The organism is Calothrix sp. CCY 0018 (genome assembly GCF_963920925.1).
GTDB lineage: Bacteria > Cyanobacteriota > Cyanobacteriia > Cyanobacteriales > Nostocaceae > Rivularia.
The window spans coordinates 1-15,214 of sequence record NZ_CAWUDI010000085.1 but is presented as its reverse complement, the minus strand read 5'-3'; the positions used below and the strand labels follow the sequence as shown (position 1 = coordinate 15,214).

The following is a 15,214-nucleotide window of genomic DNA, read 5'->3' as shown; positions in this document are numbered from 1 at the left end:
AAAACTGGTTTACTAATTGCTGTTACTGTACCTCATAAAACTGCAATCTGCTGTATTACCGAAAATTATTGGCTTACCGAGATTCTCCTACACAGGAAAAAGCTTACGAGCTAGAAATGGAATTTGTTTCGCTTTTTACTGAAAAAACTGGTTACGAGCAGTTGGATGAACGAAAACGATTAACTGCTTTAAAAGTTTCGGAGTTGCTACTGGTTTTGGAGCATCCAGAATTGCCATTACATAACAACCCTGCCGAACTCGCTGCTAGAACTATGGTACAACGGCGTAACATTAGTTACGCAACCCAGACAGAACAAGGTACAAAGGCTTGGGATATTTTTATGTCCCTTGTTGACACCACTCGCAAGTTGGGTATCAGCTTTTTTGAGTATATTAGCGATCGCATTTCTCTAATTGGAAATATTCTACCTTTGGGGACAATTATTCAGAAGAAATCTTCTTCCAATCCTTTTGGTTGCTCATGGATGCCTCAATAATCCCTACCCCGAAATTTTGAGGGGATACAAAATATTGATGAAAAATCTTACTTATGGCTTGAACCAGGAGATATTTTAATTCAACGCAGCAACACAATAGATTATGTAGGAACTTCAGCAATTTATACTGGTGATTTTAGAGAATTTATGTATCCTGACTTGATGATGAAAATTCAAGTTTTGGAAGAAAAAGCTACTTCTGAATTTATTACATATGCATTATCTAATATAAAAAATTGCGAATATTTTAAAAATAATGCAACTGGTACAGCTGGTAATATGCCAAAAATCAATCAAAAGATTGTAATGAACACACCTATTCTTCTCCCCCCAGTTGCAGAACAAAAAGAAATTGTCCGTCAAATACAATCTTTTTTCAAAGCCGCTGACACTATCGAACAACAATACCAAGAAACCAAAACCAATCTTGACTTATTAAATCAATCAATTCTCGCCAAAGCCTTTCGCGGAGAACTCGTACCCCAAAACCCCAACGACGAACCCGCATCCATCTTATTAGAACGCATCCGCGCAGAAAGAGAAAAACTTCAACAGCAAACCAAAGCTGCTAAAAAATCTAAAGGTAAAACTACCAAACCCCGGAGTAAAAAAGCACCGCAGCAACCAGAAGAAGCAATTCAACTAGAGTTACCGGGGATGGAGGAGTAGGAAATTTATTTCACCCCTGCGCTTTTTTTTCAAGCTTTTCAATTGCTTGATTGAAATATTCTTTTGTTAGTAATTCTAAACGATATCCGCTTATTTTACCCTTTCTAGTATCAGCTTCTTTTAGCAATAAATCTCTTATAGATTGTAGCCAATCTAATTCTGAAAGCAATTTTTCATTAGTATTACTAAATTTGTATCGTTCAGTTAATGCCCCACCAACACATTGTTTGTCGTCAAACTTCATGCTTAAGAGTTTTTCTACAAAAACAGATGGTTCTATATATTTTAATATTGGAATTTTAGAATATTTTTGTTCTTGCGAATTACTTATACAAATCATTGTATAAAACTTCCATACATCATCCTGCATGATATTTACTAAATCTTGAGCAGCACCAGGCATACTTTCAACCTTTGCTAACTCTTGAACTTCTTTAATGTAAGAGCATAATTCTTTAAATTCTTGAATCTCTTTCCCCTGATAACCAAGCCCATTATAACCTCCTCCGATTATATATCCAATAGAAGTATATTGTGACTCAGGAATATTAATTGTTTTATTATCCTTCAAATAATCAATATAAAGTTTTGCCTCTTCAAAAATTTCTTTTTTACTTTTATGATATACCCCAACATCGGAGAACATTAAGAAAAGTCCCGCAATATGCTTAATAATTCCAAGTTCAATAAATTGTCTATCAGCATATTCTGATTCTACTTTTTTAAGTAAATTATCAAATTCATCGTCAGTTAAATATGCAAAGTGCCATAGTTTAACCCAATTAGGGGTGTTTTCATCTTGAAAATATTTACTAGTTGATAGTGATGTTTCTAGTTCCTGCGTATCTAAAATACCTTTATCAAAAAATGTTTGCCACCATACCTTACCTAAAAATGGCTCGGGTAAATCAAGTTCGGGGTATGTATTAACAATTTTTGCAAGTGGGCTTTCTTCTTTATTATTCTCTTCAATTATATTTTCCTTAACTACTGAACTAGATGCTTGAGGCACACCAAATGTTTTCCTCAGCATATATTCACTTATACGTCCATACTCTAATTTGCTAATATCTGTCGCAAGCATATTTCCACGTTTAATTTCAATAGAAAAAGCCATAAGCACTTTCAAAATTTCTTGAAGTATCTCTACCTTACTTGTCGCTTTTTCTGGTAAAACTTTATAGATTCTGTCAAAATCTAATATAATCTGTCTTAAACATCTTAAATTTTCAAACTCTGCTTTTTTATATAAGTTTTCTATTAATTCAATATTATCGGATAAAAACTGTCTAACATCTGAATTATCTACTATAGCGATAAAACTTTCTAATGCTCCTTCAAAATCCAGCGATACGCCAAAAGTTTTACCAATTAACTTTTCTTTAATAACTTTATAGCTAGTACTGGAATTATCTTTACCGGAATTATCACCACCGGAATTATTAATATCTGGTTTTAACAATTCATCTTCATTAGCAATGATAATTACTTTTAAATCATCATGCTCTACAAAGTAATTAATATAACCTAATAAATTACTAATATCTATTTGACAACGTTCTAAATCATCAAATATCAAAATACTTTTATCAGTATTTTTAAGATATTCAGGAAGGTTTATATCTGGAATACCAATATTCCATGTCCCATCATTATTGCTATCATTATTTAAATCAATTTTTAATGTTCCTTTTAAAAATCCTTTAAAAATTTTTCCAGTTAATGCCATTCCCTTTGATGACAATACGGGATGCAACTGCTGAAAAAAAGCATCTTCTATTTCAGAAAAACTAGTCATCCCATAAAGGCTGACATACAAGCATTTTTGATTATTCTTTTTTAACTTCTCGCGGTACTTTTCGATAAACCATGTTTTTCCACATCCCCATTGTCCTTTTAATAAAACGGCGAATCCAGGAGCATGAGATAAACTACAGTAGTAATCCAAGTACTCTTCAATATGGCTGTTAATTGACTTGTTGTCTTGAGTCATTTTTGATTTAATCCTAAATACAGAACCCTTCACCAAATGCATATAAAACCAACGAAGCATTTGATTGAGCAATTTAAACATTATTGGGTAAATTTAATGATAATCTTTAAGCGGTAAAAATATTATTATGCATTATGCCCTTTTACCAAGTAGATACAGCAAATAAAAAATTACAGCTTATAAAACCTAAAACCTTCACTAACTCACAATGGCTAGAACGAGAACACCTACAACCTTTATTTAGAGACAATCCTCAATCCATCGACCCAAACTTATTCATTATCTCAGAAGAATTCACCAACTGGGAAAACAGTTCCCGCAGAATAGATTTACTCGCTTTAGACGAAGAAGCTAACTTAGTTGTTATTGAATTAAAGCGAGTAGAAGACGGCGGACATATGGAATTGCAAGCCCTGCGCTACGCAGCAATGATATCAGCAATGGACTTGGAAGACGTAATCCACGCCCACGAACAGTTTCTTCTCAAACTAGGACTCGACTCCAGTAATGCACGTTCAGATATTAATAAATTCTTGGGTTTAGAAGTAGAAGAAGAAGGATTGATTAGTAATACTCCCCGCATCATCTTAATTGCTCCTAGCTTCTCACAAGAAATCACCACAACAGTTTTATGGCTCAATGAAGCCGGAATTGATATCCGTTGTATGCAAGTAAATCTTTACAACATTAACGATTCCGAATTCCTGAATATAGAACAAATAATTCCCTTACCTTCAGCAGAAGATTATCAAATTAAAATAAGAGAAAAAACCAATCAAGCAGTAAGAGAAGCATCCAACAAACAGCGCCGAGAAAAAAGCATCAAAACCTTAATAGATAATAATATTCTCACTGATGGTAGAAGAGTTCAACTGATACGTTCCCCTAAATCCGAATTAGATTTTAAAGATATTGAAGAAAAAGCCAAATATGCCACATTTGAGAAGACTTCCCAAAAATTCAAATGGGACTTCGACGAGCAAATCTATTCTTTAAGCTCCCTGTGTAGAACTATTTGTCAACTATATAACGCTCCAATTGGTGCTGGCGCTTTCCCAGGCCCCGATTTTTGGGCTGTGGAAGGTGATGATAAACCACTATCGGAACGAGCTAAAGAATCGCTTTTAAGTAATAATATTTAAGTCACAAAGCAAAATATAATTGTGGGGTGTGTCAAATAAAGGATGCGCTCTATGTGGCTCAGATACGGCGTTAATCAAGACAATAACCTTGTTCCGATTGAAGATTCCCCCAGGGGTAAAACCCAGTTAAGGTGCCCGTACTGCGGTGGTAAACTTACAGCTAAGAAGGGACGCATAAAAGAACATCACTTTGCTCATGATGGGGAAACTTGTCGAGAAGTAGCTAGTAAAAACCGTGAAGCGCCCAACCTACCTTTGTATGATAGCTTCAATATATCGCTGACTGGTAAAGAGTTGGAACACTTGAAACAACTTTGGGACAAGTACGGATGTATTGATAAAGGAATTTATGAAAGCGAGATTAAATCAGTTTTCATTAAAAAGGAGTTGTTGAAATATAACGATTACCGTCTTAGAGGTTCCTATGAGTTTACAAAGCTGGGTAAAATTCCGGTAGGTGCTTTATCTTTAATGTTGTTTAACCAGGTGCAAGAACCTTTGATTGAAGAGAAATTGCAGGAATTGGATAAAAAAACTCGGGTTGCGTTTTTAGACGGGGAATCAAATTTTAATGAATGCTTCAGCGACTTGCAGATATTTCGGGCTGAGTTAAAGAAAATTTTATCTAATACTCTATACTACCTCCAAATTGATGCACTTGAAGAGACATTTTACAAAATTGGAATTACCACTCGTGATGTTACCGAACGAGTAGCAGAGGTAAAGCACGATTTACTCAAACACTTCCAATCCTGTTCTATTAAAATATTATTTCAAAGACCGCATCGGGGGAATGTTGAAAAATATTTTAAGTATAGGTATTCCCCACATAATTATCCCATTGGCAGCCTTACTGAATACTATAAATTTGCAGACCAGCAGGAAGCTAAAAGAGCGCTGACCGATTTACGGAGAATGAAGAAGAAGGTACTGTCTTCTATTGAATCCGATATTTTAGCAGGTAAACCGAGTGTAGTTGAAGAACTTCTGGAAGAACTTTCAAGAGAAGAACGCCGTTCAGTAGCAATAAAAACGGGGATGCAACGAGCTGCATATTGGGGTACTCATATTGGTCGTCCCGTGGGTTCGGAAAGGACATCGGAATTTTTAACTAAACCATCATCGCAGCGTGTTGTAGCAGCATTAAATGAAGGATTATCGCTGAGAAAAGCAGCTCAGAAAGCGGGTGCTTCAGTCAATACTGTGCGGAAGGTTAAAGCTTTGTTAGAGAAATAAATTTAGAAACATCTACAACTAAAATTTTACCTTCTCAGTTTTCTCAGATAACTCTTACCCTTACCTCAGTTACCATTCACTACTACCTCAGCTTCATCCCCGATATTAGTAATTAAGGACAGGAAAACAAACAACAAGAGGTAACGACAAATGAAACTTAACAAATTAGCTGGCTTCGGAATTGCATCAATCGTATTATTCGGTAGCGTCGGACAACTAGCACTTAATGCTCAACCAGCCCAAGCTCAAAGAGCGGTACAAAGTATTAGAGTTGCAGCAAAATCTCAGTCATTGATCGCATCAGGTAGATTTATTACTACCGAACAAGACCACCCCACCAACGGTACTGCTAAAATTGTTAAAGTTAACGGTAAGCGTTATTTGGAATTCAGTAAAGGATTCACTACAGCACGCGGACCGAAAGTAAGAGTTGTTCTCCACCGCAATTCAACTGTACCCGTTAACTTACAAGAAAAAAATTACGTAACTTTGGCTAACTTACAACGCTTCGATGGCGCTCAACGTTATGAAATTCCAGCTAACTTTGATTTGAAAGATTTCAAATCTGTAGCTATTTGGTGTGAAGAGTTTAACGTCACCTTTGGCTTCGCCAGTTTGCGAGGTGCTTAAATTAAAAATTCACTTTTATATGTAAATTTATTTTCTTATTGCACGCTTAACCATACACACCATTCTATCAGCAGTTTTCTGGACAAAGCCGGATGCTGCTGATTTTTTATAGGTACGAAGATGCATACGGGCGTTGCTATCCCATTAGTGCTTCCATTTGTGCCAGCAACTTTTCTATCTTTGCTTTTTTCTTCGGCTCATCCCATACTTTAGATTGCTTTAAACGCCGGAAAGTATCATCAGCACGTTGCGATAGTGATGGTGTTACTGAGCTTTCTTGACCAATATCTTTAATTAGGAGCTTGATTTCGTTGAGCGATAAATTCTGTTTGATAGCTGCTTCTAAAAGTTCTTTCCGGGTTTGTTCGTTTTTTACCTTGGCGATCGCCCGCGCTTTGGTATACTCCAATTTCCCTTGTCGCAGTACTTCTAACACCGAAGGAGGTAACTTGAGTAGGGGTAGGCGATTTTTAACAAACGAATCCCACTTCATTCTTCCTAACGATGCGAATAACTCTTCAATAATCAAGCCTTGGGAATTACCCATAACGTTAGGGGTAATTTTTCCCTTAGCTTCATTTTCCATTTTTTGTAGTAGTTTTATGGCTTCGTCTTGGCTTGTATCCAAGCGTATTGCTAACAGTTCCAAAATCCCCTCGGTTTCTTCTAAGGGGTTGAGGTCTTCTCGTTGCAGGTTTTCGACTAAGCGTACTTTGTGGGTAATGGTATCGTCCATCTCGCGGACGATTACAGGTACTTCGGTTAGTCCCGCCATAGTCGCGGCTTTGAAACGACGTTCCCCAGCAACTAGTTCGTAATTATTAGAAGGTAAAGGACGAACTAACAGAGGTTCGAGAATTCCCAGTTCTTTTATTGATGCTGATAGTTCTTCTAGTCTTTGCGTGTCAAAATAACGGCGGGGCTGGGACGAGGGTAATTTGATTCGCTCCATAGCTATGCTCGACGGCGTGTCGAAGTGATTTTCGCTATCTTCGCTCTTCTCCCCTTCTCCAAGTAAAGCGGCGACACCTTGGAGTTTACTGGTGTAGGGTTGTTTTTTCTTGGTTATTTTATTCATGGTAGTTGCTCTAAACCAGAAGTAATTTTTTTCATTACCCTAACTGCCGGATGTTTGGGATTCGTTATAGCTAAAGGTAAACGAGCTTCACTAGCATCGGCAAAGGCGATTGTTTTGGGTATGGGGTCAAAAACTGTAGCCAGGGGTGATAATTGTTCTTTAATTGCCTCATACGTCCGACTTTCTTGAGCGGTACGGGCATCATACATTGTAGGAATAAAGCCAGCAATCGCCAAAGAAGTATTTGCACCTTTTCTCAGTGAAGCGACTGTTTTGAGTAACAAATCGGTTCCTTGAAATGATTTGAACTGGCACTGGATTGGAACTAAAACGTGAGTAGCTGCAACTAAACTAACAACGCTTAAAATACCGAGAGATGGGGGACAGTCAATAAGAATATAATCGTATTTGTCAAGTACGGGAGTAAGTGCATTTTTCAGTCGCATCTCGCGCATTAGTGCTGCTACCAGTTCGAGTTCGGCAGCCGAGAGATTAATGTTAGCAGGAGTAAAGGACATACCGTGAAGAAGTTCCGGATACACGGGTAAATCTTCTTCTCCTACCACTGCTTCATATATAGTTTGAGTAAGATTTTCCGGCTCAAGACCCATAAACGTCGTTAAAGATGCTTGCGGGTCCATATCAATAAGTAGGACGCGATTTTTCTTTTGTTGGGCAAGGTGGTAGCCCAAGTTCATCGTTAAACTTGTTTTACCCACTCCTCCGGACTGGTTAAATAAAGCGATAATGTGGGTTTTCGTCACGAGTTGTATGAAAGCAGTTGTAATAAAAATTGCTTCTAATTAAGCCAGATTTTAGCGCCGTTAGGTGCTGTAATACAACTGGGTTGAGTTATATATTTTACTTTTTAATTCGTTTTATCCGCATCTCGATTTAAACAAAGCTACCCATATTGCAGAGTGCAATATATAGGTAAAACTGTTAAACATCTTTATAAATTCACGAATTGCGCTAGGGCGACCAAGCTCGAAAATTAAGTTGAACTGTACGGAGTAATAATGTCAAGCTCGAAACTGACAATGAGTTCTGTGTTGACTGTCTCTCTTTTGACGATATTATCGCAACCTATACAGAACGCATATGCGGATGAACCTGTAGAAGAGACAGCAGAAACTAATTATAAACCCGATACCTTTAATGATATTGCGAATCACTGGAGCCGCCATGTCATCAACTGGATGGCTGGAAATAATCCACGTTCTATTTCTTATTTAAAAGTTTCTGAGAATAATTTTCGACCGGGATGCCCAATTACGCGAGGGGAATGGGTTGCTATGTCCTCGAACATACTTGATTTAAAAAATAGTCCGTCGGCACCAGGAAAGCAAGTCGCCAATGTTCCGAGATGTCCAGATATTCCTTCTTGGCGCTGTCCATTTTCCGACATTCGAGCAACTGAGAGTTCCAACCCACCCGAACTCTTTCAATATTACCAAGCGACCTTTCATGCCTGGAGGACTGGAATGATATCCGGCTATAAAAATGGTACTTTTCAGCCTAGTAAGCCATTAACTTATACCGAAGCCATCGCATCATTAAATGGTGGACTAAACCTAGTCGCACAAATTGATAAGCGCAAAAAGCAAAGCGGCGAAAAACCATCAATTGTCGGTACTGATTATTTTATGAATGGTAGCGTGATGGAAGATAAGTGGTTTGCAAAGCCGCTCCACGGTGCATTGCTGGCTAATTTAGTTGTACTAGACTTGCCGCTTGAATTTTACCCCGAAGCATCACTTAGTCGAGGCGAAGCCGCTGTAATAATGTACCTAGTTCTTGCTTACAAAGGTCAAGCTAGCTTGGATAACCCGATTCTTAAAAAAGAAATAGCGCTGTCGAGCGGCGAATATGCATTCAGACGTATTCGCAAAGCCGGAGAAGTTGATTTTTCTTTTAGTCCGCCTTCTTTTAAACGGCAGTGTAACAATTGAGATGGGAGCTTTCTTACAAGGGAGATCCGAATGCAGAAAATATCCAGCGCGGCTCAAATACATTTCGGAGAAAACTGAGAGTGATGGGGGTTCCCACCTGGTGGGAACCCAAAGCTGGATATTTTATTACTTGCAAGTGCCAGAAGCTGAAATTGTGTGGATATAACCGTCTTCCTCCCAACACTTCCATAAAATATCGCCCGCGAGTTCAACAATGGCTGAGCCGTTTATTTCACGCGCATCCGCGCCACGCTGAGTCCCACGCTCTGCGTGAACGCTACCCATATTTTCAAGCTACAGTTGCAGCTCGTAGTGAGAGAGTTTCAACAAGCCTGCGTAAGAATAATTTAGATTTTTTTCTTACTTGGATTTAAAAAAGGTTGAGTTTCCAATAGTTGTGGGAACCATTACCTAGCAAGAATCCTGCTCGAAACAGGTTGGGACGGGCGCAATACGAGCAAAAAATGTCTGCAATATAAATCGGTATTTTAATCTGTTGAGTCGGTGGTTAATAAAATAGCAACCTCCCTTGAGCAGAAGTCACAACCAGCAACGCACGTAAATTGCACTACACAAATTAATCACATAGCATACTGCTTACCGATACCAAACATACTTTAGTCTAGTTTTCGATGCGAAACTCCAGGAATAATCTACAGCTACTTATCAAGATTTCATTATTCTTCTGCTATTACTAATATCTCGTAATCTTCAGTAGATATTTTATCCTCTCGGCTGAAAGCACCAAGTATTGAAGAAGATACAGAGGTCTTAACCACAAGAATCTAAACTAAGTTTCTGGTAAATCAATTAGCGTACAAGGTTTGTAAAACTCAATTATATTACTCTTCCAAATCGAAATCTTTAGAATACTTACGAATACTATACCATCCTTCCGAATAACATCTATTTTTACTACCTCTTAAGTCCTCTTTATAATCTTCTTTGACAGCATACATACGCTCTACAAATAAACAGAAATCCTCAGCTTTCTTACATTCATTAAGCGAAGAAAGGTAAGTAATACTGCCACCCCATTTATAACTATTAAGGCAACCTGCATATCGTCTTAAATACCCTGCATCTTTTTTTAATTCTAAGTAAGTCTCGGTATTTCTATTCAATACAGCTTCTGCTGCTATTCTCTCCTGTTCAGCCTTTGCTAATCTTACCGACTCATCATGCACTTCAACAATATCAAGCGGTATATTCACATATGTTAGTAATAAAGTAATAAATAAAAGTGAAGTCAGGATTTTATTTATAATCTTTCTAACTATTTTCAAATATACTATTAAATACAATATCGACTGAAAAATAATTTGAAAGATAAATGAATTTACATCATATTCAAGACTTAATTCAATTGATTTTAATATGTTAGGAGGATAAAAGTTTTGAACAATAAAATATATATTGTACCCTACCTGTTCGGATTCTCCTGAAAATATAAGAACTAATTGAGCATAAATCCACAATGAAATTATAGAATTTATGATAAAAACAGATATGACTATAAGCGGATTTAATTCAATTCTGCGACCAGTATGTTTACTTACGTTCTTTAAAATAGAAGGAACTATAAATTTGAAGGCAAATGACAATGATAAGGTGCAAAAAAGAATAGCTACCAGAACTAGCATATTAAATCATTAGTAATAATTATTCTACTTCTTATATATTTCCCATTTTTATTAGTGAAATAACAATGTGTGATAGGACTGCACCAAAACTAGTTTACATATAATCTGAAAGCAGCATGAATTTATGTTATTTAGCAGCGATGGGGCTTACTTCTTAATAAAATGTTCCTATCACGAACAGGTTCGCGAAAAAGATATTAACTACAGTACTAATACTGATGACGCTTTTCAAGATTATGCTATCTTTGGCTTGGAAAGAAATTAGGCTTTTTAGAGTAGCCGACTTGTAAAAATTAAGTTGGTCAATACGATGAAAAAGACTTTCCATAAATTATTAGAAGTTAGAAATGTTGTAAGCCGTGAATTAAAAAAGCTACCCAAAAGTAGCGAATCTGAAAGATGTATTCTAAATGTTATTTTAGAGTATACCGAGATGATGATTCGCATGACTGAAAACATGGAATAACTTTTTATAAAAGCCTAAGATGCCAGGATTAAGTTATCCTGGTTTTTTTTACGACAAATCAATCTTAAAAAAAAATAACCATCACTTCGCAGTCACGGTGAAAAGCATCGCTCCTAAACCTACTATACGAATTAATCACCAATTTTTTGACGATTTTCTCCAATGGGAATAATTTCCTGTAGAATACTTGCAAGCTATTAGATGTTTCTTATACGAAGATAAAACCATGTAGCTTGTTTATGCTACAGTTTTACCTTGCTTTTACCTTAAGAAAAGTAAGCTGTACTATACAGCCGATTTTAAGCAGCCTCGTTGTCCAGTATATTAATAATTTGTTAAAAATATAGTTAAACCATCCCATGATTCAGAAACGCCATAATTGGTTTTTAACCCACATAGAATATCAGGGGCATGGAAAGGCAAAGTTTGAAGATCCAAAAGGAATTTTAGAAGGTCATGTTCTAATCCGATTCGACGAATTTGGAAATTATACTGTTGAAATGGATGTAGAAAATTGTAAGCCCGATCAACCTCTTCAATTCGATCTTCTCGAATTCTTTAGTGCTGAAAAACCTATTAAAGAAAATAGAGAAATTGAGTTCACCCCAAATCTTGGTAGTAATAAGTGCATCAGTTTAATAGTCGAAACATCAGATGGTATTTACTCTACCACCAGAAATATTATCTATAATCCAATAATTAGCTTTTCGTCGAATAATCAATGTAAAGTAGTTTTTTATATCCTAGAGTCGCAGTTTGATGTTAAGCAAGAAAGAGTACCTAAGTACTGGGTAATGCCGCTATTCAATTTTGTCTCTAAATTCCAGCAAAGAAATTTACAGTTGGATAATCATCCGCTCCGCATTCGTCCAAGACAAGATGATATGCAAAATACAACCTCGGCGGAAAGAAAAAATTTTTTATTCCCAAGTAATTTAATAACCTTCACATTCAAAAATAATCTAGGTTTTATTGAACCACTAGTTGATTTCAGCAAACGTAAAGATATTCTTTATTCTGGTCAATCACAATGTGTAATTACAGCAGTAATGATATGTGAAGTAGATTGCCAATCTATAGATATTGAAAATCTTAATACATGCTTGCCACTCGGATTTTTATCTTTATTGAGTCTTGCGACAGGAACTGAAGTAACAAGTCCCTGGGTTGAATTTAGAGATGCTAATGGTGGAATTGTTAAACGCATTCATCGCAATTTTGTTAAGCCAACATTTTCTAAAGGACACATTACTATTTGTGAAGTAACTCATCAAGGAACTGGCGACTTGCTTACTTGCGCTCAGTCTTCACCACATTATTGTAAACAACCATTAGGATCTGTACTATTTGACCTAGTTCAGAGCAGTTCTGGTAACTTTACCATTGAAGATAAACTAAATAAAATCTGTCGTGCTTTTGATTATCTGTGCAAATACTACAATTTAGATACACAAAATTTATTATTAGGATTAGATTCAACTAATCAAGAGCTTGTCAAAAAGACTCTTCGATCTGCTGCAAAAAATATTCGTGATATTGCTAAACACACTACCGATCCACAACAAAGTAAGTTACTTAAAAAAATTGCTGATAAAACAATTAATGCTAGCAATAAAGACAGAGATTTTGGACTTGCAGTTACTGACTTACTTAAGAAGTTAGGCTTACATGATGAAGTCATTATTGATTCCTACTATCAGAGCAATCCACGTACTGATGGAACGCAACATTGGAGTGGTGTTATTTCTAATTATCGTGGAATCGTAGTACATAAAGGGGATTTTGGTTTTCAGTTAGGAACATATGATGTCCATGATGTGGTTAGGATTACTCATCATTTGCATGATATTCTTGTTCGTATCGTTTTTCAGATGCTAGGCTACAACGGTACATACCAGCCAATAATGGTAAGAGTAGCTGTAAAGAAGCCTGTAGATTGGGTAAAGAGTAATCTTTCAGCAAAAGAATTGGGATACTGATAAAAGAATTTATAGTTGAGTAAGGAATTTTCAATAGTTATAGAGTGACAACGGGGGTAATACTGCCAATAGTGGTGTAATGCCAATTCTCACACTATCTCCTCTTTGGAAATGCAAAGTTTTCAAACCGAAACGTAATAAATTAAGAGTTTTAACATTATTTTTTTAGCTGTTTAACCTTTTTATATTCACTAAATATACGCCGCAAATATATAATGCTTGCTACACACAGAGGATAGACATATTCTTGCTCTTGAGGCTCATATTGACCATGCAGTACTTTATTGCGACCAGTTGTTATATCTATAGACATTGATAAGTCAGGTGAAATAAGCTTTAATTCTTCAAGTTTTTTTAACTTATTTGATAATCCCGAAAACTTTTTGCGGTCGTCTGGATTTTCACCTACTTCCAACAACATCCGATTGGCTACTGCTTCAATAGACGGGAAGAAAATTTTAAGTGCATCTATGTAACTTCCTCTTTCATAAAGATTTATTCCATTTTGTAAGGATTTTTTTATACTTTCATCTAGTATTAAATTTAATTCATTTTTAAAAACCTCTAATTCTTTTTCTGCACTCTCAAATTTAATTCCTTTATTTTCCCCATCAATAAGTATTTGAGTAATATCCTTCATCGGATTATCTTCAGATAAAACTCTCTCTATTACAACTTTTCCCAGAGGAGTCAATGTGTATTCAGAATTTTCTAGAGATACCCGTAAAATGCCAAGAGACTTCAACATTTTTTCATGGCAACATACAATATGACTATCGATAAAAATATTATTTTGATGATGTATCTCCTTTAATATATTTAAATAAATATATCGTTCATCCCAATTATTTGTATTAACAATTGAATCGATAGAAAGAATAAATATAATAAGTTGTATGGGTTCTAAACTTAGAATAAATCTTCCCAAACCAGTAACTTCCCAGCATTTTCTAGTGTAATTCCAAGAAATTAAAAACCTATCTTTAGCTATATTATATAGAAAAGTAGTGTCCGAACCATTTTCCTCCCAAACAGATGTAAGACTATCTACAATAGCTTCATCAACATTCATCTGAGAATTACGGCGAATTTTAAACGAGCCTCCATCGTCATCAAGTAAAACTTCTACTCTTTTTTTTACAATGATGGTTAATATTCGCTCTACTTCTTTCGGTTTGGTTATTCCAATTTCAGCTAAATGTATAAAACAATTGCGAATGCATTTATCAAAATAACCATCTTTTAACTCTTCCAAAAAAAATGTTGTACAGTCTGGTAATTTTGTAGGTATTTCTTGTAAGAAACTAATAGCATAAGCCTTAAGATTTTGTAGTAAACTAGATGGAGGTAATATTTTCTGAAGGGGATTACCCCCATTCATTTCTACATCATAGATAAGTTCCTTAATTTGTTCAGCAAAAACTAACATTGACTTATTACCCTAAAACTATCTTCACTTTTAATGATAATTGCAGCGATTGACCTTCTTTATACCAATTCTTTATGAAGCGACGCAAAATAAAGCTTCAATAATAAAAACTGTATACAGAACCTTCAGGAAGATTAGTTGCCCCCAGTGTGATTGAACGCAGGAGTACGAAGACGCAAAAACGCAAAAACTCATCTCAGCTTCCGCGCTATCGAAAAGGTTCATTTGAAATAACTGAGATTAATAGCTTAAACGCTTTCTCTCAAATAAAATCATCTTATCGCGCTCCGTTGAAGCGCGATGACTTTAATTATGTGCCTTGATATCGTATCCTACTTCACGTCTAGTATGTCTATATTGTCCCACTGCCGTCGTTGGGGTATTGTTAAATTTGAATAGCAAGTAGCGCTATAAATTGTATGAAACGCGATATGGATTTGGTGAGAAATACAGCAGATTGCAGCTTTATGAGGTACAGTAACAGCAATTAGTAAACCAGT

14 protein-coding genes are annotated in these 15,214 nt (G+C 36.0%); 9 read left to right on the top strand and 5 right to left on the bottom strand.

Annotated features, from left to right (window positions below; genetic code table 11):
- The first annotated feature begins 68 nt into the window (after window positions 1-68).
- Window positions 69-497 carry a hypothetical protein gene (locus tag ACM03V_RS33735; RefSeq protein WP_414625179.1) on the top strand — a complete coding sequence of 143 codons (429 nt, stop codon included), beginning with the start codon at window positions 69-71 and terminating at the stop codon, window positions 495-497.
- Between the two features lie 24 nt (window positions 498-521).
- Window positions 522-1,166 (top strand): restriction endonuclease subunit S, encoded by a 645-nt coding sequence (locus ACM03V_RS33730; RefSeq protein WP_414625180.1) that lies wholly within the window; start codon window positions 522-524, stop codon window positions 1,164-1,166.
- Window positions 1,167-1,176: 10 nt separating this feature from the next.
- Here the strand turns inward: ACM03V_RS33730 and ACM03V_RS33725 are convergent, their stop codons facing one another.
- Window positions 1,177-3,159 carry a P-loop NTPase fold protein gene (locus ACM03V_RS33725; RefSeq protein ID WP_414625178.1) on the bottom strand — a complete coding sequence of 661 codons (1,983 nt, stop codon included), beginning with the start codon at window positions 3,157-3,159 and terminating at the stop codon, window positions 1,177-1,179.
- Window positions 3,160-3,293: 134 nt separating this feature from the next.
- Here ACM03V_RS33725 and ACM03V_RS33720 point away from each other — a divergent pair, with 134 nt between their 5' ends.
- From ACM03V_RS33720 to ACM03V_RS33710, 3 genes are all read left to right on the top strand, one after another.
- Window positions 3,294-4,301 carry a hypothetical protein gene (locus ACM03V_RS33720; protein WP_414625177.1) on the top strand — a complete coding sequence of 336 codons (1,008 nt, stop codon included), beginning with the start codon at window positions 3,294-3,296 and terminating at the stop codon, window positions 4,299-4,301.
- Between the two features lie 51 nt (window positions 4,302-4,352).
- On the top strand, window positions 4,353-5,537 hold the full coding sequence (locus tag ACM03V_RS33715; protein ID WP_414625176.1) for a GIY-YIG nuclease family protein: 1,185 nt from the start codon (window positions 4,353-4,355) through the stop codon (window positions 5,535-5,537).
- Between the two features lie 150 nt (window positions 5,538-5,687).
- Window positions 5,688-6,167 (top strand): DM13 domain-containing protein, encoded by a 480-nt coding sequence (locus tag ACM03V_RS33710; protein WP_414625175.1) that lies wholly within the window; start codon window positions 5,688-5,690, stop codon window positions 6,165-6,167.
- 136 nt (window positions 6,168-6,303) lie between these two features.
- On the opposite strand, the gene ACM03V_RS33705 is transcribed toward ACM03V_RS33710, so the two are convergent.
- Both ACM03V_RS33705 and ACM03V_RS33700 read right to left on the bottom strand, forming a co-directional pair.
- A complete protein-coding gene (locus tag ACM03V_RS33705; protein ID WP_414625174.1) occupies window positions 6,304-7,245 on the bottom strand; it encodes a ParB/RepB/Spo0J family partition protein in 942 nt (313 codons plus the stop codon).
- Window positions 7,242-8,009, bottom strand: coding sequence for a ParA family protein (locus ACM03V_RS33700; protein ID WP_414625173.1), 768 nt, complete (start codon window positions 8,007-8,009; stop codon window positions 7,242-7,244). The genes ACM03V_RS33705 and ACM03V_RS33700 overlap by 4 nt, the downstream gene beginning before the upstream one ends.
- A 255-nt stretch (window positions 8,010-8,264) precedes the next feature.
- Between ACM03V_RS33700 and ACM03V_RS33695 the strand changes: the two genes are divergently transcribed.
- Entirely contained in the window at window positions 8,265-9,197 is a 933-nt protein-coding gene (locus ACM03V_RS33695; protein ID WP_414625172.1) for an S-layer homology domain-containing protein, read from the top strand.
- A gap of 842 nt (window positions 9,198-10,039) precedes the next feature.
- Here ACM03V_RS33695 and ACM03V_RS33690 read toward each other — a convergent pair.
- Complete coding sequence (locus ACM03V_RS33690) at window positions 10,040-10,840, bottom strand: hypothetical protein (protein WP_414625171.1); 801 nt, start codon at window positions 10,838-10,840, stop codon at window positions 10,040-10,042.
- 124 nt (window positions 10,841-10,964) lie between these two features.
- Between ACM03V_RS33690 and ACM03V_RS33685 the strand changes: the two genes are divergently transcribed.
- The 3 genes from ACM03V_RS33685 to ACM03V_RS33675 all read left to right on the top strand — a co-directional run bounded on the left by ACM03V_RS33685 (window position 10,965) and on the right by ACM03V_RS33675 (window position 13,285).
- Window positions 10,965-11,105, top strand: coding sequence for a hypothetical protein (locus tag ACM03V_RS33685; RefSeq protein ID WP_414625170.1), 141 nt, complete (start codon window positions 10,965-10,967; stop codon window positions 11,103-11,105).
- Window positions 11,106-11,150: 45 nt separating this feature from the next.
- Window positions 11,151-11,306, top strand: coding sequence for a hypothetical protein (locus tag ACM03V_RS33680; protein ID WP_414625169.1), 156 nt, complete (start codon window positions 11,151-11,153; stop codon window positions 11,304-11,306).
- 359 nt (window positions 11,307-11,665) lie between these two features.
- Entirely contained in the window at window positions 11,666-13,285 is a 1,620-nt protein-coding gene (locus ACM03V_RS33675) for a hypothetical protein (RefSeq protein WP_414625168.1), read from the top strand.
- Between the two features lie 157 nt (window positions 13,286-13,442).
- Here ACM03V_RS33675 and ACM03V_RS33670 read toward each other — a convergent pair whose 3' ends face one another.
- Window positions 13,443-14,714 carry a hypothetical protein gene (locus tag ACM03V_RS33670; protein WP_414625167.1) on the bottom strand — a complete coding sequence of 424 codons (1,272 nt, stop codon included), beginning with the start codon at window positions 14,712-14,714 and terminating at the stop codon, window positions 13,443-13,445.
- Window positions 14,715-15,214: the final 500 nt, after the last annotated feature.